The sequence below is a fragment of the Natronomonas sp. EA1 genome, from assembly GCF_051195035.1.
Classification (GTDB): domain Archaea; phylum Halobacteriota; class Halobacteria; order Halobacteriales; family Haloarculaceae; genus JBNTJV01.
The window spans coordinates 132649-153639 of sequence record NZ_JBNTJV010000004.1 but is presented as its reverse complement, the minus strand read 5'-3'; the positions used below and the strand labels follow the sequence as shown (position 1 = coordinate 153639).

At 67.8% G+C, this 20991-nt stretch carries 21 protein-coding genes and 1 tRNA gene; 7 read left to right on the top strand and 15 right to left on the bottom strand.

The window, feature by feature from the left end; translation table 11 throughout:
- Nucleotides 1-8: 8 nt before the first annotated feature.
- On the top strand, nucleotides 9-917 hold the full coding sequence (locus ACQUQR_RS14215) for a DUF7115 domain-containing protein (protein WP_435197165.1): 909 nt from the start codon (nucleotides 9-11) through the stop codon (nucleotides 915-917).
- Between the two features lie 137 nt (nucleotides 918-1054).
- Here ACQUQR_RS14215 and ACQUQR_RS14210 read toward each other — a convergent pair whose 3' ends face one another.
- On the bottom strand, nucleotides 1055-1408 hold the full coding sequence (locus tag ACQUQR_RS14210) for a DUF5830 family protein (RefSeq protein WP_435197164.1): 354 nt from the start codon (nucleotides 1406-1408) through the stop codon (nucleotides 1055-1057).
- 72 nt (nucleotides 1409-1480) lie between these two features.
- Here ACQUQR_RS14210 and ACQUQR_RS14205 point away from each other — a divergent pair, with 72 nt between their 5' ends.
- Nucleotides 1481-2125, top strand: coding sequence for a TVP38/TMEM64 family protein (locus ACQUQR_RS14205; protein ID WP_435197163.1), 645 nt, complete (start codon nucleotides 1481-1483; stop codon nucleotides 2123-2125).
- A 3-nt stretch (nucleotides 2126-2128) separates the two neighbouring features.
- On the opposite strand, the gene ACQUQR_RS14200 is transcribed toward ACQUQR_RS14205, so the two are convergent.
- The 4 genes from ACQUQR_RS14200 to ACQUQR_RS14185 form a co-directional block, all read right to left on the bottom strand.
- Nucleotides 2129-2245: an HVO_2523 family zinc finger protein gene (locus tag ACQUQR_RS14200; protein WP_435197162.1), complete on the bottom strand. Its 117-nt coding sequence runs from the start codon at nucleotides 2243-2245 to the stop codon at nucleotides 2129-2131.
- Between the two features lie 24 nt (nucleotides 2246-2269).
- Nucleotides 2270-2614, bottom strand: coding sequence for an ArsR/SmtB family transcription factor (locus ACQUQR_RS14195; RefSeq protein WP_435197161.1), 345 nt, complete (start codon nucleotides 2612-2614; stop codon nucleotides 2270-2272).
- 39 nt (nucleotides 2615-2653) lie between these two features.
- Entirely contained in the window at nucleotides 2654-3376 is a 723-nt protein-coding gene (locus ACQUQR_RS14190; protein WP_435197160.1) for an RAD55 family ATPase, read from the bottom strand.
- A 127-nt stretch (nucleotides 3377-3503) separates the two neighbouring features.
- Nucleotides 3504-6617 (bottom strand): adenosylcobalamin-dependent ribonucleoside-diphosphate reductase, encoded by a 3114-nt coding sequence (locus tag ACQUQR_RS14185; RefSeq protein ID WP_435197159.1) that lies wholly within the window; start codon nucleotides 6615-6617, stop codon nucleotides 3504-3506.
- Between the two features lie 375 nt (nucleotides 6618-6992).
- On the opposite strand from ACQUQR_RS14185, the gene ACQUQR_RS14180 reads away from it, so the two are divergent.
- Nucleotides 6993-7211 (top strand): hypothetical protein, encoded by a 219-nt coding sequence (locus tag ACQUQR_RS14180; RefSeq protein ID WP_435197158.1) that lies wholly within the window; start codon nucleotides 6993-6995, stop codon nucleotides 7209-7211.
- A gap of 14 nt (nucleotides 7212-7225) precedes the next feature.
- On the opposite strand, the gene trpG is transcribed toward ACQUQR_RS14180, so the two are convergent.
- The 4 genes from trpG to trpD all read right to left on the bottom strand — a co-directional run bounded on the left by trpG (nucleotide 7226) and on the right by trpD (nucleotide 11283).
- Nucleotides 7226-7828, bottom strand: a complete 603-nt coding sequence (trpG, locus tag ACQUQR_RS14175) for an anthranilate synthase component II (RefSeq protein WP_435197157.1) — start codon at nucleotides 7826-7828, stop codon at nucleotides 7226-7228.
- Nucleotides 7825-9405 (bottom strand): anthranilate synthase component I, encoded by a 1581-nt coding sequence (trpE, locus tag ACQUQR_RS14170; protein WP_435197156.1) that lies wholly within the window; start codon nucleotides 9403-9405, stop codon nucleotides 7825-7827. The genes trpG and trpE overlap by 4 nt, the downstream gene beginning before the upstream one ends.
- Nucleotides 9406-9649: 244 nt before the next feature.
- Nucleotides 9650-10282: a phosphoribosylanthranilate isomerase gene (locus tag ACQUQR_RS14165; RefSeq protein ID WP_435197155.1), complete on the bottom strand. Its 633-nt coding sequence runs from the start codon at nucleotides 10280-10282 to the stop codon at nucleotides 9650-9652.
- On the bottom strand, nucleotides 10279-11283 hold the full coding sequence (gene trpD / locus ACQUQR_RS14160; RefSeq protein WP_435197154.1) for an anthranilate phosphoribosyltransferase: 1005 nt from the start codon (nucleotides 11281-11283) through the stop codon (nucleotides 10279-10281). The genes ACQUQR_RS14165 and trpD overlap by 4 nt, the downstream gene beginning before the upstream one ends.
- Nucleotides 11284-11492: 209 nt before the next feature.
- Between trpD and ACQUQR_RS14155 the strand changes: the two genes are divergently transcribed.
- Nucleotides 11493-11567 (top strand) — tRNA-Val (locus ACQUQR_RS14155).
- Nucleotides 11568-11604: 37 nt separating this feature from the next.
- Here ACQUQR_RS14155 and ACQUQR_RS14150 read toward each other — a convergent pair.
- Nucleotides 11605-11925: a lycopene cyclase domain-containing protein gene (locus ACQUQR_RS14150; protein WP_435197153.1), complete on the bottom strand. Its 321-nt coding sequence runs from the start codon at nucleotides 11923-11925 to the stop codon at nucleotides 11605-11607.
- A gap of 86 nt (nucleotides 11926-12011) precedes the next feature.
- On the opposite strand from ACQUQR_RS14150, the gene ACQUQR_RS14145 reads away from it, so the two are divergent.
- On the top strand, nucleotides 12012-13154 hold the full coding sequence (locus ACQUQR_RS14145) for a CBS domain-containing protein (protein WP_435197152.1): 1143 nt from the start codon (nucleotides 12012-12014) through the stop codon (nucleotides 13152-13154).
- A 1-nt stretch (nucleotide 13155) separates the two neighbouring features.
- On the opposite strand, the gene radB is transcribed toward ACQUQR_RS14145, so the two are convergent.
- Nucleotides 13156-13857, bottom strand: a complete 702-nt coding sequence (gene radB, locus ACQUQR_RS14140) for a DNA repair and recombination protein RadB (RefSeq protein WP_435197151.1) — start codon at nucleotides 13855-13857, stop codon at nucleotides 13156-13158.
- A 91-nt stretch (nucleotides 13858-13948) separates the two neighbouring features.
- Here radB and ACQUQR_RS14135 point away from each other — a divergent pair, with 91 nt between their 5' ends.
- Nucleotides 13949-14701 carry a hypothetical protein gene (locus tag ACQUQR_RS14135; RefSeq protein WP_435197150.1) on the top strand — a complete coding sequence of 251 codons (753 nt, stop codon included), beginning with the start codon at nucleotides 13949-13951 and terminating at the stop codon, nucleotides 14699-14701.
- On the opposite strand, the gene larC is transcribed toward ACQUQR_RS14135, so the two are convergent.
- A complete protein-coding gene (gene larC / locus ACQUQR_RS14130; RefSeq protein ID WP_435197149.1) occupies nucleotides 14702-16063 on the bottom strand; it encodes a nickel pincer cofactor biosynthesis protein LarC in 1362 nt (453 codons plus the stop codon).
- A 199-nt stretch (nucleotides 16064-16262) separates the two neighbouring features.
- Here larC and ACQUQR_RS14125 point away from each other — a divergent pair, with 199 nt between their 5' ends.
- Entirely contained in the window at nucleotides 16263-18485 is a 2223-nt protein-coding gene (locus ACQUQR_RS14125; protein ID WP_435197147.1) for a CDC48 family AAA ATPase, read from the top strand.
- A gap of 294 nt (nucleotides 18486-18779) precedes the next feature.
- On the opposite strand, the gene ACQUQR_RS14120 is transcribed toward ACQUQR_RS14125, so the two are convergent.
- From ACQUQR_RS14120 to ACQUQR_RS14110, 3 genes are read right to left on the bottom strand one after another with little or no spacing between them, the layout of a single operon-like run.
- Nucleotides 18780-19505: a nucleoside phosphorylase gene (locus ACQUQR_RS14120; RefSeq protein WP_435197146.1), complete on the bottom strand. Its 726-nt coding sequence runs from the start codon at nucleotides 19503-19505 to the stop codon at nucleotides 18780-18782.
- A gap of 51 nt (nucleotides 19506-19556) precedes the next feature.
- Nucleotides 19557-20084 (bottom strand): hypothetical protein, encoded by a 528-nt coding sequence (locus tag ACQUQR_RS14115; protein ID WP_435197145.1) that lies wholly within the window; start codon nucleotides 20082-20084, stop codon nucleotides 19557-19559.
- Between the two features lie 28 nt (nucleotides 20085-20112).
- A complete protein-coding gene (locus tag ACQUQR_RS14110; RefSeq protein WP_435197144.1) occupies nucleotides 20113-20967 on the bottom strand; it encodes a carbohydrate kinase family protein in 855 nt (284 codons plus the stop codon).
- Nucleotides 20968-20991: the final 24 nt, after the last annotated feature.

The window sequence follows — 20991 nt, the reverse complement described above, 5'->3', positions numbered from 1 at the left end:
GAACGAGCATGGAGCTACCGGAGCTCGTCCGTCAGGAGCTGAACGGCGAGTCCGTCGGGGCGCAGGTCGCGCTCGGCGGCGACGACGCCGTCTTCGTCACTCCGACACGGACGCTCGTCTACCGTTCCGAAGGCCTGCTGAGCGACGAGTCCGTCACCGCCTACGACCACGACGTCGAGCGGCTCACCCTCTCGTCGGGGCGGCGGAAGGCCACGTTCACCCTCACCTACATCGACGACGAGGAGACGTTCGCCGTCCCCGCCGGCTCGGCGAGCGACGTGCTCTCCCCCCTGTTGGGGGGGATCCTCCGCCGGAAGGGCGTCATCGACGAGGACGAACGCGTCCGGTCGGCCAGCCGCTTCAGCGAGCTCACGCTCGTCGTCACCGACGCGCGGATGCTCAAGCACGTCGGCGGCGCGGTCTGGGACGACGACTACGAGGAGTACCGCTTCGCCGAGACCACCGACTTCGACACGGAGGAGGGGAGCGTCGCCACCCAGCTCGTCATCGAAGTCGATGGCCGGCCCCAGCGCGTGAAGGTGCCGAACGACAACGCCCCCGCCATCGCCCACGCGGTCCGGTCGGCGCTCCTCGCGTACCACGGCATCGACTCCATCGCGGAGCTCCGCGCCGAGAAGGATGAGCGCCCCGAGCGTGACCACTCGCGCGACTTCGAGGAGTCGAACATCAAGCCCCTCGTCGGTGAGGGTGCCGAAGGCTCCGCGCAGGAGGCCACACAGGAGACCGCGGACGACGGGTTCGCGTTCCAGGAGGCGCCGCGCGAGCCCGACACCGACGAGGACCTCGCGGCCGAGGTCGCGGAGCTCCGCGCGGCCGTCGAACGGCAGAACGAGGTCTTAGAGAAGCAGGGGAAGATGATCCAACAGCTCATCGAGGAGCTCCGCCGCGGTCGCTGAGTCGCTTCGCTCCTCGCGGCTCGCAGTATCGCACTTCGTTCGTCCGCTCCCGGCTCGCCTGTTCGGAGACACTCCCTCTGCCGGAGACGCTCCGGCAGGCTCACTCACGCCGTTCGCGAGGGCTTCGGTCGCGTCTCCTACTCTCTCCCCGTCACCTTCCGGATACACGACGAGCCGAACGGCCCGTGTTCTCCCGCCTGCAGCCGCATGAAGTAACCCGTCGAGATGGAGGCCCCGCAGCGCCGACACGTGAACTCCCCCTCCTTCGTGATCACCTCGCTCTCGAACTGCAGGAACCCGGGACTCGTGAGCAGGACCGAGCTCCCCTCCCGCTCGATGAGGCCGCGCGCTTCGGCCTCCTCCAGGATCCTGCGGGTGGTCGTGGGGTCTTTCGTTATCGTCTCGATGCGGTCGATGAGTTCGGGGAGCGGCAGCTCCTCGTGTTCCAGCCGTTCGATGAGCTGCACCCCGAGTTCGACCGTCGCGGACACGCACCCACTTCTCCGCGAGCACACTAAGCGATTACCACAAGGGATTTGCGCGGCCGTGGGCGAGAGGCGGGTATGCATCCGGCGACGAGACGCCAGCTGGTGGGAATGGTCCTCCTCGCCGGGGTCGCGGGGACGGGGGCGCTCCTGCTGTCCCCGGCCGCGGTGCTCGCGCGCACCACCGCGCTCGCGGCCCACCCCTGGCAGTTCGTCGGCCTGCTCCTCGCCGCCTACCTCGTCCGCCCGCTTTTCGCGTGGCCCATCAGCGTCGTGAGCATCGCGGTCGGCGTCGTGCTCGGCCCCGTCGGCATCCCGGTGGCGCTCGCCGGCGCGGTGCTCACCTGTCTCCCCCCGTACCTGCTCGCGCGGACGACCGGCCACGCGGGGTTACTCGGCCGCGTGGGCACGGCCGGGGAACGGTACTTCGCCGGTGCCGGCCCCCTCCGTGGGGTCGTCGCTGCCCGGCTGGCGCCACTCCCCGCGGACCCCGTCTCCTACACCGCGGGGCTGGCACGGGTCCCCCTCTCAGCCTACGCGCTCGGGACCGCCCTCGGCGAGACGCCGTGGGTGACCGCCGCCGTGCTCCTCGGCGCCTCCACCCGGACGGTTCAGACCGAAGGCGTCCACGCGCTCCCGCTCGTCGTCGCGGCCGCAGCGCTCGCGGTGTTGTTGCTCGCGGGGCCAGCGTATCGGCAGTACAGACGGTATCGCGCGGCGTAGCGGCTATATCCAAAAACAGTCCCCGCAGTCCATCACCACGCCGTGGTTTGGACAGACGTACTTGCAGTGGCGGTGTTCCATCGGGGTCTCACAGAGCGGACAGGGACGGCCACTGGACATGGCTCCACCTTCGCCAGCGAGAACTTAGTTCGAGCGGTCCGAGAGCATCCGCCAGACGGAGTCGATGCGACTTTTCACCTCCCCGCGCGTCTCGATGTCGACGTCGATACCCGTCTCGCCGAAGTCGACGGTGATCTCGTCGACGGTGCGGCGATAGAGGCTGACCCGCCGGCGTTCGTCGGAAAGCGCGCGCTCGTGGAGCTCGACGAGTCCCGCGTCGGCGAGTTCGTTCACGCGGCGATAGCAGGTAGCAACCGGCACACCCAGCTCGTCCGCAATCGACTGTACCGACCGCGGCTCCGCGGTCGCGGCGAGGATCTCGGGCGCGTACTTGTTCCCCAGAACCGTGAGTACCGCCCCTGATTCCATACCCTGAGAACAGCCCTGGAGGAGATAAATCCTTCCGGCCTACGTGATGGGGTTCCCGCCGATGAGCGAGAAACCGGCCGCCCGCTCGTAGACGGCGATACCGCCCTGCGTGATCTCCATCGGGAAGATGTCCGTCTGAATCTCCTGTTTTCTCATCTTCGAGACCCAGAGATAGCGGTTGACCCCCGCCTCGGTCGGGGTCTGGAGCATGAAGATGTTCCCGTCGGTGAGGAAGTTCTCGAGCGAGACGCCACCGGCGGTCGGGAACGCCTCCGACTGCTCGGCGACGAGCAGCGAGGTGAGCCCGAACTCCTTCAACACGTCCACGAACTTCAGGAGGTACGTCCGCTTCTCGCGTTCCGTATCGAAGAAGAGCCCGAACATCGTGAGCGAGTCCAGCACGAGCCGGTCGTAGTCACCACCGTCGAGTTCCGCCATGAGGGTGTCGAGCGTCCCCGCGAACTCGTCCTCCTGGAGGAGCTGTCGCTTGTCGAAGACGGTGATGTCGCCGTTCTCGACGTGTTCGGCCCAGTTCTCGAAGCCGATGGATTCGGCGGCCTCCCGGATGTCGCGTTCGGACTCCTCGAACGAGAGGTAGATCCCGCGCTCGTCGAACTGTTCGACCCCGTTGTAGAGATACTGCAGACCGAGGATGCTCTTGCCCGTGCCGGGGCGCCCGCTGACGAGGACGGCGGCCCGCCGTGCGATGCCGCCGTTGAGGATGGCGTCTAACCCCTCGACACCGGTTTCGACCAGTTCCATTACGCGAAATCACTGCCCCGCGTAGAGATAAAGCTTCGTCACGAGACGGGGGGCGAGCCCGGGAACCGGGGGGCGCGACGTGGCCGTCGCTGTTGGATGGTGGAAAAACGGAGAAGTGGGGGTCAGTTCAGCACTCGGACCAGCCGCACGACTCGCAGGTCTTGCAACCCTCCGAGAAGTACAGCGTCATCGACCCACAGTCGGGACACTCGGGGCTCTCACCCGCGTCGATGAGGTCCTGCGTGGCGTCCGTCGCATCCGAGGACTCGGCGGCCGCACCGCCGTCGGGCTCGGGTGCGACGTTCGGGTCCTGCGTGCGCGCGCTCTCGGAGACCTCCTCGAGGCTCTGCTGGCGCGGGTAGGGCTTGTCGATCTCGTCGTCGAGATAGCGGCGCAGCGCCGTCCCCATCGCGTCCGGGATGGAGTTGATCTGCTGGCCCTTGTCCCACGCGACCTTCGGGGAGCGGGTCCCCTGCAGCTCGTCACAGACCTCCATCGGGTCGACACCCGAGCGGAGCGCCGTCGAGATGACCTTCGCCAGCGCCTCCGTGAAGGAGTTCGTGAAGCCACCGGAGTGGCCGATGTTCGCGAACAGCTCGAACGGTCGGCCGTTCTCGTCCTCGTTGATGGTGACGTAGAGCTTACCGTAGCCCGTGTCGATGCGCTGGGTGACCCCGTGGAGGAGGTCCGGCCGGGCCTTCTTCTCGGCGTAGTCCGGCACGTCGATGTCGTCGAGGAGCCGGGCGAGGTCCTCGCCGATCTCGTTCTGGACGTCCGGGTTCTCGAGGAAGTTCTCGATACCGCCGAAGATCTCCTCGATCTTGTCGACGATGACCGTCGCGGCCTCCGACTCGTCCATATCCTCGGAGAACTCGGTGTTGTCCGCGCGGGTGGTGAGCACCTGCTTCGAGCGCGTGCCGTCACGGTAGACGGTGACGCCCTTCCCGCCATTGTCGTAGATGTAGCGGTAGACCTCGTCCATGTCCTCCTTACTCGCGCTGTTCGGGAAGTTACAGGTCTTCGAGATGGCGGAGTCGACACCCTCCTGGCAGGCGCACTGCACGCCCGCGTGGTCGAGCCCGGAGAGGTCGCTCGTGACGACGAACAGCTCCGAAATCGCGTCCGGCACCGTCGACAGCGAGGCGACGCCGTCGAACTGGTTCGAGGCCATCTGCTCCTGTGCCTCCCGCTTCACCTCGTCGACGTCGATATCGTTGGCCTCCAGCACGCGGAGGAAGTAGTCGTCGAACTCGACGAGCATCTCGTCGCCCTGCACGTCGTCGGAGACGTTCTTGTAGTAGGCGACGTTGTAGATGGGCTCACAGCCACCCGTCGTGTTGCCGACCATGCTCGTGGTGCCCGTGGGGGCGATGGTCGTCGTGTTGTGGTTGCGGATGGTGAAGCCGTCCGCCCAGTCGTCGGCGTCGAGGCCGGTCTGGTGCTCGAACCACTCGCGATACTCCGTGGGGTTCGCGTACTTCGAGTCGGCCCAGTCGTTGAACGGGCCGCGCTCCTCCGCGAGCTCGTGGGAGGTCCACTTCGAGGTGTGGTTGATGTGGGTCATGAGCTGGCGGGCGACCTCGTTGCCCTCCTCGCTCCCGTAGCGGATGCCCAGCTGGATGTACAGCTGCGCGAGGCCCATGATGCCGAGCCCGATCTTCCGCATGTCGCGGACCTTCTGTTCGATCTTCTTCACCGGGAAATCCGACATCGTGACGACGTTCTCGAGGAACCGGGTGCCGAGCTCGATGCGCTCGTCGAACTCCTCCCAGTCGATGGCCTCCTCGAGGAACGCCTGCACGGCCTCCTGCTCGGAGTCGTACTCGTCGGCGTGCTCGGCCGCCCAGACGCGCCAGTCGGGCGCGTCGAGGTCCGCGAGCGTCGAGAGGTTGATATGCCCGAGGTTACACGCCTCGTACTCCTCTAACGGCTGTTCACCGCACGGATTCGTCGCTAGAATCTCGTGGTCCGGGTGCTCCTCGGGGTCGAACGAGTGTTCCTTGTTCACGCGTTCGAGGTAGATGACGCCCGGTTCCCCGTTCTCGTGGGCCCCGGAGACGATGCGGTCCCAGAGCACGTCGGCGGGGATGGAGAGCTCCTCGCCCACGGTGACGTAGTCACCGAGGTCGTACCGGGAGTACATCTCCTTCGTCTCCTCGGTGGCGATGTGCGGCTCCTCCGTCCGGGGGTTCTCGAAGACGAACTCCTCGCCCTCATAGAGGGCCTCCATGAAGGCGTCCGTGACGCCCACGGAGATGTTGAAGTTCGAGAGATGGCCCTCGACGGCGTTCCGGAGGTGCTTCGGCACCTTCCCGTCCTCGTCGATGAGGCCGCGGGCCTCCTCCAGCGCCTCGGAGAAGGTGGTGTAGGTGTAGTCGTCGGGGTCGTTCAGCCGGAGACAGTGGGCCAGCGAGACGTCCTTGTTCTTCGCGTGGATGAACTCGATGACGTCCGGGTGGCTGACGCGCATGACGCCCATCTGGGCCCCTCTCCGGGTCCCCCCCTGCGCGATGGTCTCGCACATCTGGTCGAACGTCCGCATGAACGTGATGGGCCCGGAGGCGATCCCCCCCGTGGAGCCGACGGCGTCACCGAACGGGCGGAGCTTCCAGAAGGCGTAGCCCATCCCCCCGCCGGACTGGAAGACCTCCGCGGCCTCCTTGGCGGTCTGGTGGATGTCGGTGAGGTCGTCACCCGGCGAGTCGACGAAACACGCCGAGAGCTGCTGGAGTTCGTCCCCCGCGTTCATCAGCGTCGGCGAGTTCGGGATGAAGGAGAGCTGTTCCATGAGCTCCTGGAACTCCTCGCGCTTCTCCGTGACGACCTCGCGGACCGATTCGGGGAGGTCGTCGACGACGGTGTCGTAGGCGAACTTGTTGACGTTGTACACCGAGAGCTCGGTCTCCGCGTCGTCGTCGGCCGTGGTCCCAGCCCCGAAGACTTCTTCCGCGAGTTCGTCGCGTCGCGGGTGGCTCGGCTTGAGCTGCGAGGGCGTGACGGTGACCGAGACCCCCTGTTTCTCGGCCTCGAAGACGGCCTCGGCGAGCGCGATGTTCTTCGCCACGCGGGCGAACAGCTCGTCCTGCGACTCGCGCAGCTCCCCGTTGTGGTCCTTGCGGAGGTAGCGGGCGGGCAGGATGTTGTGGTAGGCGTTGGCGGTCATCCGCTCTTCGAGCGTCTCCCCGTCCGTGCGTTTCACGGGCAGGGTGAGTTCGTCCGCGCTGAGGTCCGCGCCGGACATCACTCGGCCCTCCCGGCCGTAGCGGGTGATACGGCCCGATTCCGGTGGTTCGTATGGAGATAAATTCCTGGCATCTGTGACGGCAATTGCGTACTGTGGGTAGCCAAATAACCCTTTGGCATTGGGAAGTCGACGTGGGCTGACCTATCATGATGGGCACTGCTATGCGTCCTGAGACGTGCCTCGGCGCAGCGATGCGCGCTACCGTCCAATCCACTACGCACGTGCATAAGCCTAGTTGGACCGGAGTGAAAGTAACTACTTCCACCGGAAACAAGGGTGCCCTCTGCGGGTTCCCAGCGGAAACGCTCGGGGGCAGGCTCGCGCTCCGGAACGGCCACGGTATTTAAGCGTTCGGCGGGCGTCTGGGCCACCATGTACGAGTTCCTGACACCGATGCAACTGGTGCCGTCGTTCGGGCTGCCGGGAATCCTCAGCACGCTGATAATCGCCATCATCGCGCTGGTGGTCCTCCGGTTCGTGTTGAACATCGCGCTGAAGATCGCGGTCATCGCCGGCATCGTCGTCGCGGTGTTGTGGTTCTTCGGCCTGCTCCGGTTCGTCCCGTTCCTGGCGACGGGCGTGCCGGTCTAAGCCGAAGCCCGTTTTCAGGCGCGACCGGGGACCCGCTCGCGGACGCTTTCGATGAAGTTCTCGATGACGTCGTGTCCCGGCCCCGTGAGCACGCTCTCCGGGTGGAACTGCACGCACTCGATGGGGTGCTCGCGGTGGCGCACGCCCATGACGACCTCGTGGCCGTCGTGGTCCGTCGTCGCCGTCACCGCGAAGCAGTCGGGGACCTCGGTGGCGACGAGCGAGTGGTAGCGCCCGGCCATGAACCCCTGGTCGAGCCCCCGGAACACCCCCGCTCCGTCGTGGTCGACGGGGTAGGCCTTCCCGTGGACGGGCGCGGGGGCGCGACCAACCGAACCGCCGTACTCGTACACCGCGGCCTCGAGGCCGAGACAGACGCCGAGGGTGGGGACCTCGGGTGAGAGCTCCCGGAGGACGGCCATCGTCACGCCCACGTCACGGTCGTTCTTCGGGTGGCCCGGCCCCGGCGAGATGACGATGGCGTCGGGCTCGTGCGCCCGGATGGTCTCCAGCGACGCGGTGTTCTTCTCGACGGCCGTCTCCACGCCCAGTTGACTCACGTACTCCACGAGGTTGTACGTGAACGAGTCGTAGTTGTCGACGAACAGCACCTTCATCGCGTCGCCACCTCCTGGTCGACCTCGATGGCCTCCAGCGCGGCGAGCACCCCGCCCATCTTCTTCTCCGTCTCCTCGTACTCGCTCGTCGGGTCGGAGTCGGCGACGATGCCCGCACCCGCCTGCACGGTGACCCGCTGGCGGTCGCCCACGTCGCGGATCGTCGCGGTGCGGATGACGATGGCGAAGTCGGCGTCGCCGGACCACGAGTAGTAGCCGACGCCGCCGCCGTAGAGCCCCCGTGGCGTGCGTTCGAGGGCGTGGATGATCTCCATCGCCCGGACCTTCGGCGCCCCGGAGAGCGTCCCCGCGGGGAACGTCGCCCGGGTCGCGTCGAACGCGTCCTTCTCGGGAGCGAGCGTCCCCGTCACCGTCGACTCGATGTGCTGGACGTGGCTGTACTTGAGGACGTTCATGAACTCCTCGACGCGGACGCTTCCAGGTTCGGAGACCCGGCGCACGTCGTTGCGCGCGAGGTCCACGAGCATCGTGTGCTCGGCGCGTTCCTTCCCGTCCGCGAGCATCTCGCCCGCGAGCCGGCGGTCCTCGACGGGGGAGGAGCCCCGGTCGCAGGTGCCCGCGATGGGGTTCGCGACGACCTGGTCGCCGCGCACGGAGACGAGCGTCTCGGGGGAGGCCCCCACGACCGTCCGGTCGCCGTGTTCGAGGAGATACATGTACGGCGAGGGGTTGATGGCGCGCAGCGACTCGTAGAGCCCCAGCGGGTCCACCGCCCCTTCGAGCTCCCGTTTCCGGGAGATGACGCCCTGGTAGATGTCGCCGTCGAGGACGTGCTCCTTCGCGCGGGCGACGGCGTCCTCGTACTCCTCCTGGGGCCCGGCGGTCTCCGACTCGCGACGGAACTCCCCGGTCTCGATGGATGCGGACTCGACCTCGGTGAGCAGGCCCTCCACGCGCTCGGCTTCCGCTTCCAGTCGGTCGTACACCGCCCGTGCGTCCGCGGGCCCGCGCACGACGGGCGTGCAGACGAGCGACACCGTATCGGCCTCGTCGTCGAACACGAGCGTCTTCGTCGCGAGGACGAACTCCGCGTCCGGGAGCGGGGTCTCCGGGCGGTCGATGCCGACCTCGTCGAGCCAGAGGTCGTAGACGGCGTCGTACGCGAGGAAGCCGACGAGCCCGCCGTCGAGGTGCTGGCGCTCGGAGGTCGGGAACCCCTTTCGGGGAAGCTCAGGAAGCGCCGCGCGCAGGCGGTCGAGGGTATCGCCCTCGCCGGTCTCCACGAGCCCCGCGTAGCGCTCGCGGAACGTCTCGACGGTGTCCCCGTCCGGGTGGACGGAGACGACCGCCGCGGGGTCGTACCCGACGAAGGAGTAGCGGGCGTGACGCCCCGCATCCGTGGAGGAGAACGCCCCGTCCGGGTCCGAGGAGGCCACCTTCTCCGCGCTCTCCAGCAGGAAGGCGTAGTCGCTCTTCTCGCCGCCGGTCCGACCCGTCAGCGCGGCGTAGGCGTCCAGCGGGTCGGCGTCGGCGTCGAGCGTCGCCTCCAGTCGGAGGACTGCGGGTTCGTCGGGGGCTAGCCCGGCGAATTCCTCGCGGGTGCGATCGAGCTTCACGCGACCACCTCCGGGTGCGTCGCACGGCGAGCGAGCGCCCGACCGGTGCGATCGAGCTTCACGCGACCACCTCCGGGTGCGTCGCACGGCGAGCGAGCGCCCGACCGGTGCGATCGAGCTTCACGCGACCACCTCCGGGTGCGTCGCACGGCGAGCGAGCGCCCGACCGGTGCGATCGAGCTTCACGCGACCACCTCCGGGTGCGTCGCACGGCGAGCGAGCGCCCGACCGGTGCGGCCGAGTCTCACACCACCACCTCCGGGTGCGTGGCCGCGCGGACGAACGCCCGGACCGCGTCGTGGTCCTTCTCTCCGCCCGTCCGTTCGACGCCGCTCGCCACGTCGACCGCGTAGGGGTCCACGGTCTCCACGGCCGCGGTGACGTTCTCGGGGGTGAGCCCGCCCGCGAGGACGACGGGGACGGAGAGCCGGTCGACCAGCTCCCGCGTCCGGTCCCAGTCGTGGGTCTCGCCGGTGCCGCCCGCGCCGGCCTCGTCGACGGAATCGACGAGCACTGCGTCGACGGCGTCGGCGAACGACTCGGCCTCCTCGTGGTCCACGGCGCGGATGACCGGCCCGGCGAAGGCGTCACGCAGGGCCGCACAGTCCGCGGGCGGGAGGGTGTGCAGCTGGATGGCGTCCGCGCCCGTCTCCCGGGCGACCGCGAGCGCCGCCTCGGGAGCGTCGGGCATCGTCACCGCGACGGTGGAGACGAACGGCGGGACGTCGGCGATGAGCGAGCGGGCCTGCTCGCGGCTGATCTCTCGGGGGGTGTCGACCGGCACGTCGACGATGAACCCGAGCGCGTCGGCACCGGCGTCGACCGCCGCCCGAACGTCCGCCTCGCGGGTGAGCCCGCAGACCTTCGCGCGGGTCATTCCGCCTCGACCGCGGCGAGGTCGGCCAGTTTCGCGGCGGCCGCGCCCGAATCGATGGCCTCGCGAGCCCGCTCGACTCCCGCCTGGAGGGAGTCGGCTTCGCCCGCGACGTAGATGGCCGCGCCCGCGTTCGCGAGGATGATATCGCGCCGGGCGTCGGTGATCTCGCCCTCGACGATGCCGCGCAGGGCCTCGGCGTTCTCCTGGGGCGTCCCGCCCGCGACGGCCTCGATGGGGGCCTGTTCGAGCCCGAGATCCTCGGGGGTGAGGGTGTACCCCTCGTAGCTCTCCCCGTCGACCTCCGCGACGACCGTCTCGCCGTGGATGGTGATCTCGTCCAGCCCGTCGCCGTGGACGACGAGCGCGCGGTCCACGTCGAGTCGCGCGAGCACCCCCGCGATGACCGGGACGAGGGCAGGGTCGTAGACGCCCACGACCTGCGCGCCCGCGCCGGCGGGGTTCGTCAGCGGCCCGAGGATGTTGAAGATCGTCCGCATTCCGAGCTCCTTGCGCGGGCCGATGACGGCCTTCATCGCCGGGTGGAACGCCGGCGCGTGCATGTAGCCGATCCCCTCCTCCTCGACCAGTCGCTCGACGGCCTCGGGCGCGGAGTCGAGATTCACGCCGACCTCCTCGAGCACGTCGGAGCTCCCCGACGACGAGGAGACGGAGTAGTTCCCGTGTTTCGCCACGGGAACCCCCGCACCCGCGACGACGATGGCGCTCGTCGTCGAGACGTTGATGGTGTCGTAGTCGTCGCCACCCGTCCCGCAGGTGTCGACGAGCGGCTCTCTGTCGGGGGCGATGGTGAGCGCCGCGGCGCGCATCCCCTCCGCGAAGCCCGCGATCTCGGCTTCGGTCTCGCCTTTCGCCCGGAGCGCGGCCAGCAGCGCGCCGATCTGCGCCTCGGTCGCGTCCTCGAACACGGCCCGCGCCGCGTCGCGCGCTTCGGCCTGTGTCAGGTCCTCCCCCTCGGTCACACGTTTGATGTAGTCCTGCATTGAAGGTCACCGATGTATGGTTCTGCGTTACGATGTACAAGTTCGTACATTCACTTAAGCATGTCGGGGGGACGCGGGCCCTGGCGACTGATTCGGCAGTCTCTGCGGGCGACCGACCGTCGAGTGACCAACCACCATACGGGCCTCCGATTCGAAAGGTTCAATTATCCCACCGCGGTACGATTGGATGCGGAGAAACACACCAGCGTGGGTTCGTGGTCTAGGCTGGTTATGACACCTCCTTGACATGGAGGAGGTCGGCAGTTCAAATCTGCCCGAACCCACTATTTCATTTCGCTAACATTAATTCCTCAGAAACACCTACGCTTCGCGTTTCTGCTCATCCACCTTCCGTAGCGTCTCGTGGGTCCCGACGACCATCATCGGGACGACGAGCATGAAGATGTGTTCCTCGATCGGGATGCCGAGGAGTTCGATTCCGGTGCGAAGTGGGATCTCGAACACCCCCACTTCGAGGGTGTACCAGTCCCAGGCGTAGGCGAAGGGGTACAGGAGAAGTGTCGTGCGGGCGGCCGCGCGCCACGCGCGAGCGTACGCGACGAGCGCGAGGGCGACCGACCCCCACAGCAGTTCGGTGACGAGGTAGGTGTAGGGACCGAAGACGCCGATATCGGGGAGCACGCCGCTCGATAGGAGTTCGTGCTACATAATCACATGGGCACAGGATTTTATTAGCAGGCCACTCGAACTCACGGGAGGAGATACAGATGGATATTGAAGATATCGCGACCCGCGAGTTTGTGGAGGTTGATGCCGACGAGCGTCTGGGGAAGGTGCGTTCCATCTTCGAGCGCGAGAACCCGAAGGGGATCATCGTCACCCGTGACGGAGAGTACGAAGGGGTGCTCTCGGAGCGGCAGCTGCTCCAGTCGCACGTCGAGGACGACACGAAGGCGGGGGCGATGGTCAAGAGCGCCCCGAAGGTCTCCCGCCACGACGGGGTCCGCGAGGTCGCGCGGATGCTCGTCGAGGGCGGCACGAAGATCGCGCCCATCTTCGAAGGGCCGAAGCTCTGGGGCGTCGTCACGCAGGACGACATCCTCGAGGCAGTCATCGAGAACCTGGATATCCTCGATGTCGAGGACATCCACACCGAGGAGGTGACGACGGTCACGGAGGACGCCCAGCTCGGGCAGGGGATCAATCTGATGCGCGAGAACGGCATCTCGCGGCTCCCCGTCGTCAACGAGAACGGCTACCTGACGGGGATGGTGACGACCCACGACATCATGAACGTGGTCGTCCGCAACATGGACAAGGCCGGAAAGCGGGATCGGGCGGGCGAGACCCAGCGTATCCTCGATCTACCCGTCTACGACGTGATGAGTAGCCCGGTCGTGACGGTCCCGCTCGGGACGAGCGTCCGCGACGCCGTCGAGACGATGCTGGAGCACGACTACGGCGGCATCGTCGTCACCCCCGAGGACGACGACCGGCTCATCGCGGGCGTCGTCACCAAGACCGACGTGCTGCGCGCGCTCACCTACACGGAGGAGACACAGATGGACGTGCAGGTGACGAACGTGAACGTCCTCGAGACGCTCACCCGCGAGGAGATCCAGCAGGCCGTCACCGAGGTCGCGGACAAGTACTCCGAGATGCAGGTGCTCCACGCGCACGTCCGGTTCCAGGAGCACAAGGAGAAGCTCCGCGGCACGCCGCTCATCCACTGTCGCATCCGGCTCCGGACGAACGTCGGCCAGATGGGTGGCTCCGGCGAGGGGTACGGCGCGGAGTCGGCGTTCTACGTCGCGCTGGACAAACTGGAGCGGAACGTCCTCGAGACGAAGGGGATGCAGGCCGACGAGGAGTACGAGGGCCAGCTCCTCCGGAAGCTCGGCGAACTCTAACTCAGGGCTCGTCGACGCCCTCCAGTCCCGAGTTCGTGATGCGGAACCGGGCGCTCTCGCCCGCGGGCTTCGCCCGGTGTTTTTCGAGTGTCGCGCGGCGGTTCCCCCCTCTGAAACGTTCGATACGGAGGATGGCGGCCGACCAGTGGTTGAGGGTGTGGCCCCCGAGCGGTCGCACCCGGTCCGACTCCGAATCGGGGTCGGAGAACACCTGATTCGTGATGGCCACGCTCAGGTCGTGTTTCCGGGCCAGCGAGAGGAGATGCGTCACCTGCCGGGCGACCGCTCTGAGCGTCTCCCCACCCTCGCTCGCGGTTCGTTCGAGCCGGTAGAACCCCGTCGCGGAGTCGAGCACGATGAAATCCAGCTGTGGCGCGAGTTCGGCGGCGTCCTTCACTGCCTCCTGCTGTTCTTGAAAGTCGAGGGCGTCGGAGATGATGAGGTTGGAGGCGATCTCCTCGACCGTCTGCGCCTCGCTCGCGTGGGCGCTGGCGAGCTGTTCGAACCGATCGATTGAGAGCCCCTCCGTGTCGATGTAGAGAGCGGTCCCGCCGGCCGCGGCGGTCGCCACCGCTCCGGAGAGGGTGAGGTTCGTCTTGCCCGCGGCGGGCGGGCCGTACACCTGGGTGACGGCCCCGCGTTCGAACCCGCCGCCCAGCAGCTCGTCGATCGGCGTACAGCCGGTCGGAATCGGCTCACTCACGGCCGAGGGTTTGCCCGCACCGGATTTAAACTCCCGCGTTCTCCGGTCCCGTCTCCCCCTTCTTTATCCCTCGGAGTGTCCTAGTTCAGCCGTGATAGTCGTCGCCACCGCCGACTTCGAGGTGTACCACGAAACGGTGGCCGAACTGCGCGACCGGGGGGTGCAGTTCACCACCATCCAACCCGACGAGTCCCTGCCGGAGGGGACCCGCGCGGTCATCACCGGCCCGGACGACGAGCTCGAGGTCCCCGTCCCGGTCGTCCGCACGACTCCCAAGGACCCCCGGAAAGCCGTCGAGGAGGCGTTGACCCTCCTCCGTGGTGGTGGGGGCCGGACCGTCGTCGGCATCGACCCCGGGGAGCGCCCCGGCATCGCGGTGCTCGTCGGCGAGACCGTCGTCGCCGCGTTCCACGTCCCCGTCGCCGACGCCGCGGAGGTCGTCCTCCGGGAGACCGAGGGGACGGCAGACCCCCTCGTCCGCATCGGTGACGGTGCGCGGCTGCAGGGTGCTCGCATCATCGACGACCTCGGGGACGTGACCGTCGAACTCGTCGACGAGACCGGGACCACCCCCTATCTCGGCACCGGGGCGCGGGGGATGGGCGACGTGCTCGCTGCGGTGAACATCGCCCAGCTCGACGGGGAGGTGATCGAATCCCGCAACATCGAGCCGACGCAGGGGGAGATCCGCGTCATCCAGACGGAATCCCGTGAGCGAAGCGAGGGGAACCGCACCATCACGGAGACGCTCGCCCGACAGGTCGCGGAGGGGAAACTCACCATGGAGGAGGCGCTCGCACGGCACGAACAGGACCTGGAGGGGACCGAGGAGACGGACGAGTGACTACTCCAGGACCTTCGCTTCCGCCCGGCGCATGACCTCTCGGACGGGGAGCCCCGTCGCTCTCGCGACCGCCAGCGCGTCGTCGAACTCCGCGCTCGCGTCGTAGCGCTCCCCCTCGCTGTCGCTCGCGATCTTGACCGAGACCTCGTACTCCTCGCCCTCGATAGCGAGCGTCACCGTCTCGAACGTCCGCTTCGAGACCCAGCGATGCCGGACGCTCGTCTCGCGAACCCCGAGGGTCCCGGTCTCGACGGCCAGTTTCCGGGCCACCGCCTGCACGTCGTCGGGCTTGACGACTACCTTCACGAGATGCCCCGGTCGGGACTTCTTCATCGTCAGGGGAACGATGGAGACGTCACGAGCGCCCGCCTCTTTCAGGGTCTCGTGGAGGCTCCCCAGCACCTCGGGCGGGGCGTCGTCGAGGTTCGTCTCGAGGACGCGCACGTCGTCCCGGATGAGTTCACCCTCGCTCTCGCCGACGACCCCTCGGATCACGTTCGGGTGGTCGGGGAACGCTTTCGTGCCCGCGCCGTAGCCCGTCGCCTCGATATCGAGGGGCGGAAGCGACGGAACACCCTCCGCGAAGTGCGCGAGCAGCGCCGCACCCGTCGGGGTGAGCAGTTCCGCGTCGATGGGGCCGCCCTGCAGGTCCCAGTCGGCCACCGCCGCGACGTTCATCACCGCCGGGGCGGGCACCGGGTAGGTGCCGTGGCTCATCCGGACGGTGCCGCCACCGGCCCGGACGGGGGTCGTGACGACCCGCTCGATGTCGAGGTCGTCGAGGAGGAGACAGACGCCCACGATGTCCGCGATGGCGTCGTCGGCGCCGACCTCGTGGAAATGGGTCGAATCGAGGTCCGTCCCGTGGACAGCGGCCTCGGCTTCCCCGAGGATTTCGAAGACCGCCTTGGCGTTCGCCTCGACCGACTCGGGGAGCCCCATCCCCTCGACGACCGCGATGACCTCGGGGTAGGTCCGGTGGGGGCCGTGCCCCTCGGCGTGGTCGTGGCTGTGGGCGTCATGCGAGTGGCTGTGGTCGTCGTGATCGTGCGAGTGGTCGCTGTGTTCGTGAGAGTGGCTGTGGTCGTGAGCCTGCGACGGGATGATACTCGGCGTGTGGGCCTCGCCGGTATCGTCGTCACCGTCGCGGTCCTCACCGTCGCGGTCCTCACCGTCCCCGGCCAGCACGTCCACCTTCGTCGCCAGGATCCCGTTCTTGTCGACCTCCCGGACCCGGTACTCCACGTCGAGGGCGGCCTCCACGGGGGCGAGCGCCGCGGGGTCCGCACCGACCGCGACGAGCGCCCCGAGGAGCATGTCGCCCGAGGCCCCGGTCCGGCCGTCGAACGCGAGTGTTCGCATGCTTCGAGGAGTGGGGGCCGCGAGCAAAGGGATGTCGCTCCCCACACGTCAGACAGGTAGCTGACAGCACACGTCTCAGAGACGACGGGAGAACTGCACGCCGTGGGAGGGATTCACGACCGTGGAACCCCGGCAGGAAGCATGTCTGAACAAAAAGCATATCCCCGCAGCGAACCGAATGTTACAGTATCACAAGGATATGAACGAGGTTCAACTAGAAGTGGCGAAGGCGTACCCCAACGACTCGGGGCGCGGCATCGCCCGTCTGGACCCAGATACGCTCCTCCATCTGAAGCTGAGTCCGGGCGACATCATCGAAATCGAGGGAGCAGACGTGACCGCCGCCAAGGTGTGGCGCGCCGACCGGCAGGACTGGAACACGGATACGGTCCGCATCGACGGCTTCACCCGGCAGAACGCGGACGTCGGCATCGGTGAGCGGGTCACCATCCGGAAAGCCGACGCGAAGAAAGCCGAGAAGCTCGTCCTGGCGCCCCCCGAGGAGGCCTCGGTGCAGTTCGGCTCCGACGCCGCGGGGATGGTCAAACGCCAGATCCTCAAGCGGCCCGTCGTCCAGCGCGACATCGTCCCCGTCATGAGCAGCACGAACCACCCGTTCATGCGCTCGCCGGGGCAGGCCATCCCGCTCATCGCCGTCGAGACCGAGCCCGAGGGGGTCGTCCTCATCACCGAGGACACCGAGGTCGAACTACGGGAAGAGCCCATCTCCGGGTTCGAGAAGACCGGTGGCGGCATCACCTACGAGGACATCGGTGGCCTGCAAAACGAGATTCAGCGGGTCCGGGAGATGGTCGAACTCCCGATGAAACACCCGCAGATCTTCAAGAAGCTCGGCATCGAGCCACCGCAGGGTGTCCTCCTGCATGGCCCACCCGGCACCGGGAAGACCCTCCTCGCCAAGGCCGTCGCCAACGAGACCTCCGCGAGCTTCTTCTCCATCGCGGGGCCCGAGATCATCTCGAAGTACTACGGCGAGTCCGAACAGCAGCTCCGCGAGATCTTCGAGGACGCGAGCGAGGAAGCGCCATCCATCATCTTCATCGACGAGCTGGACTCCATCGCACCCAAACGCGAGGACGTGACGGGGGAGGTCGAACGTCGCGTCGTCGCCCAGCTTTTGACCATGATGGACGGCCTCGAATCGCGCGGCCAGGTCATCGTCATCGCCGCGACGAACCGCGTCGACAGCGTGGATCCCGCGCTCCGCCGTCCCGGCCGCTTCGACCGTGAGATCGAGATCGGCGTCCCGGACGAGGTCGGCCGCAAGGAGATCCTGCAGGTCCACACCCGCGGGATGCCCCTCGCGGACAACGTCGACCTCGACAACCTCGCGCACGACACCCACGGCTTCGTCGGCGCGGACATCGAGTCCCTGACGAAGGAGGCCGCGATGAAGGCTCTCAGACGATATCTCCCCGAGATCGACCTCGACGAGGAGGACATCCCCCCGAGTCTCATCGACCGGATGATCATCAAGCGGTCGGATTTCAAGGGTGCGCTCTCGGAGGTCGACCCCTCCGCCATGCGCGAGGTGCTCGTGGAGCTCCCGCAGGTCACCTGGAAGGACGTCGGTGGGCTCGATGAGGCGAAGGGAAAGGTCCAGGAGTCCATCGAGTGGCCGATGAACACCCCCGAGAAGTTCGCGCGGATGGGTATCGAACCCCCGTCCGGCGTCCTGCTGTACGGCCCACCCGGCACCGGGAAGACGCTCATCGCGAAAGCCGTCGCCAACGAGACCAACGCCAACTTCATCTCCGTGCGCGGCCCGCAGCTGCTCTCGAAGTGGGTCGGCGAGTCGGAGAAGGCCATCCGCCAGACCTTCCGGAAGGCGCGCCAGGTCTCCCCGACCGTCATCTTCTTCGACGAACTCGACAGCCTCGCCCCCGGCCGTGGGAGCGACGTCGGCTCCAACGTCTCCGAACGGGTGGTCAACCAGCTGCTCACCGAACTCGACGGGTTGGAGGAGATGGGCGACGTCATGGTCATCGCGGCGACGAACCGCCCGGACATGATCGACCCCGCGCTCATCCGCTCGGGCCGGTTCGACCGCCTCGTCTACATCGGCGAACCCGACGTCGAGGGGCGCGAGCAGATTCTGAACATCCACACCCAGGAGATGCCGCTCGCCCCCGACGTGAGCCTCCGCGAGCTCGCGGAGATCACCGACGGCTACGTCGGCTCCGACCTCGAGTCCATCGCCCGCGAGGCCGCCATCGAGGCCCTCCGCGAGAGCGACCAGGCCGAAGAGGTCGAAATGCGCCACTTCCGCAAGGCCCTCGAATCCGTGCGCCCCACCATCTCCGAGGACATCCGGGACTACTACGAGCGCATCGAGGAGGACTTCAAGGGCGGCCAGACCGGCCCGGAGCAGACCGGGACCGGGCGTATTGGCTTCCAATAGACCTTTTTCTGCGTCGGGGTCGCTTCGCGACCCACTCCTTGAAAAAGCTCTACCAAAAAGGCCGACTCAGCCCGTCGGGCTGAGTCGGTGATGCTCGTGAGCCCCGCGAACGAGCGCTCGTGAGACGAACGGAGTGAGTCTCACGGTGACCTCGCTCGGGCGCAGGCGCGCCCTCGCTCGGAGATTCCGCCAAGAGCTTGTTCGGCCGGCATTTCGCCAGGTTTGTCCACCCGGCACTTCGCTACTCACTTGCTCGGCTCCCGACCCGTGAGAAAACAGAGATCGCGTTCGTGATTACAGCTCAGTCGTCGCCGTCAGCGCGATACGGATCGCGCGTTCGACGTTGTTCTTCGCCTTCTCCGGGAGCTCCTCGCCTTCGGTTTCGCCCTTCTGGGTCCCCTCGACGAGGTTCCCGTCGACGGTGCAGATGGCGCCGGCGCGCAGGCCCTTCCGGCGGGTGATGGAGAAGACGGCGGCGGCCTCCATCTCGACGGAGAGCATGCCAGCGGCCTCCCAGTCTGCGACGTACTCGTCCGTCTCGGCGTAGAACGCGTCGTCGGAGGCGATGGGGCCGACGTGAACGTCCTCGTCGTTGGCTTCCGCGGAGTCGACGAGCGAGGTGAGCACGTCGTAGTCGGGAACGGCGGGGTATTCGACATCCTCGTAGCGCTTCGAGGTGCCCTCGTTCTTGGCCGCGCCGGTGGCGACGATCATGTCGCCGATCTCGATGCCGCGCTGGAGGGCGCCGGTGGTCCCCACGCGGATGAACGTCTCCACGCCGACGGCGGCGAGCTCCTCGACGGCGATGGCGGCGGAGGGGCAGCCGATGCCGGTCGAGCAGATGGTGAGCTCGCGGCCCTCGAAGGTGGCGTTGACGACCTTGTATTCTCGATTTTCGGCGACGACCTCCGAGGAGTCACACTGCTTCGCGATGCGGTCCACGCGGCCCGGGTCGCCGGGGATGAGCGCGATGTCGTTCAGGTCACCCTCCTCGACGAGCAGGTGCGGCTGTTTGGCCATATCCTCACTCCACGGGCCGGGTAAAAGTCGGGTTCGGTGTCGGGCGAGCGGTCAGACGAACGTGACCGTGAGCAGGGGGACGAGCACGAGCAGCGCGGTGACGTACACCAGCGCGGAGCGGAGCCAGTCGGCCCGGACGCGGTCGCGGCGTTCCTCGGCGTAGGCGCTCTGGCCGAATCGCGGGAGGACGAGGTAGGCGAAGAAGCCGTAGAGGAACGCGAGGACGACGGCACCGGCGAGGAGATGCGGGCCGAGCGCGAGGCCCGTCCCCTCGATGAACGCGAGCGGCGGCACCGGAACCACGTCCTCGAAGCCGACGACGAGGAGGGTGTAGAGCACGCCGCCGAGCATCCCGGCGCCGTAGTGGATGCCCGACGCGAGCGCGGAGGGGACCTCCGGCAGGTCGTCCCCGGAGAGCGCGCTCGCGGCGACGAACGGCGGAGTCTGGCCCTCCCGCAGCGTCTTCATCGGGATGTTCATGACGATGGTCGCGAACAGCCCGGCGACGACGTTCACGAGGAGCCGCGTGGTGAACGGGGGCGGCCCGAAGTGCCCGGTGTGCAGGAACACGAAGTCCATATCCCAACCTGGAGGTGGAGACCTAAAATCAGCCCGTTTCGGCCGTGAGGCGCTCGACGGCCTCCCACGAGAGCGGCACCTTCGGCCCCTCACGGGCGGCGGCGAGCGCCCCGCAGGCGTTCGCGACCGCGAGCGCGTCCCCAGGGGCCTCCCCACGGAGGCGCGCGGCGAGGAAGCCCGCGGCGAAGGCGTCACCGGCCCCCGTCGTGTCGACGGGGTCGAGGGCGAACCCGGCGTGTTCGACGGCCCCGTCGGGCGTCTCGACGGCCGCCCCCCGGGTCCCGAACTTCGTCGCGACGACCTCACAGGGGACCGCCCCGAGCGCCGCGGCCTCCTGTTCGTTCACGAACAGCAGGTCGGTGTGGTCGATGACCGCGGAGAAGTCGCGGTCGGCGACGCGGCGGCCGGGGTCGAAGCTCACGGGAATCCCGTGGCCGGCGGCGAGTGCCGCGAGATACCGGGCCGTCTCCGGGTGCTGGCTCGTCAGGTGGACGTGGTCGCAGCCCGTGACGTACTCGGGGTCGATGTCCTCGGGCCGGACGGCCTCGTTGACCCCCTCGGCACCGAGGACGGACACCTCACCCGCGTCGTCGACGAGAAGATATTTCGTGGCCGTGGTCCCGGGGGCGGTGACGACGCCGTCCGTGTCGACCCCCCGGGCCGCCAGGTCGCGGGTGGCGAGCAGGCCGTTCTCGTCGTCGCCGACACTCCCGACGAGGGCGGCCTCGCAGTCGAGTCCCACCAGCCCGGCCGCGACGTTGGCCGCGCTCCCACCCCCGCCCTGTCGCCGCGAGCGGATGGCGGATTCGCCGTCGGGGACCGGGAGCCGGTCGAGCCGGAGCGTCACGTCCCAGTTGACGTGGCCGGCACACAGCACGCGCATACCCGCATCTCGGGAAGCCGAAAG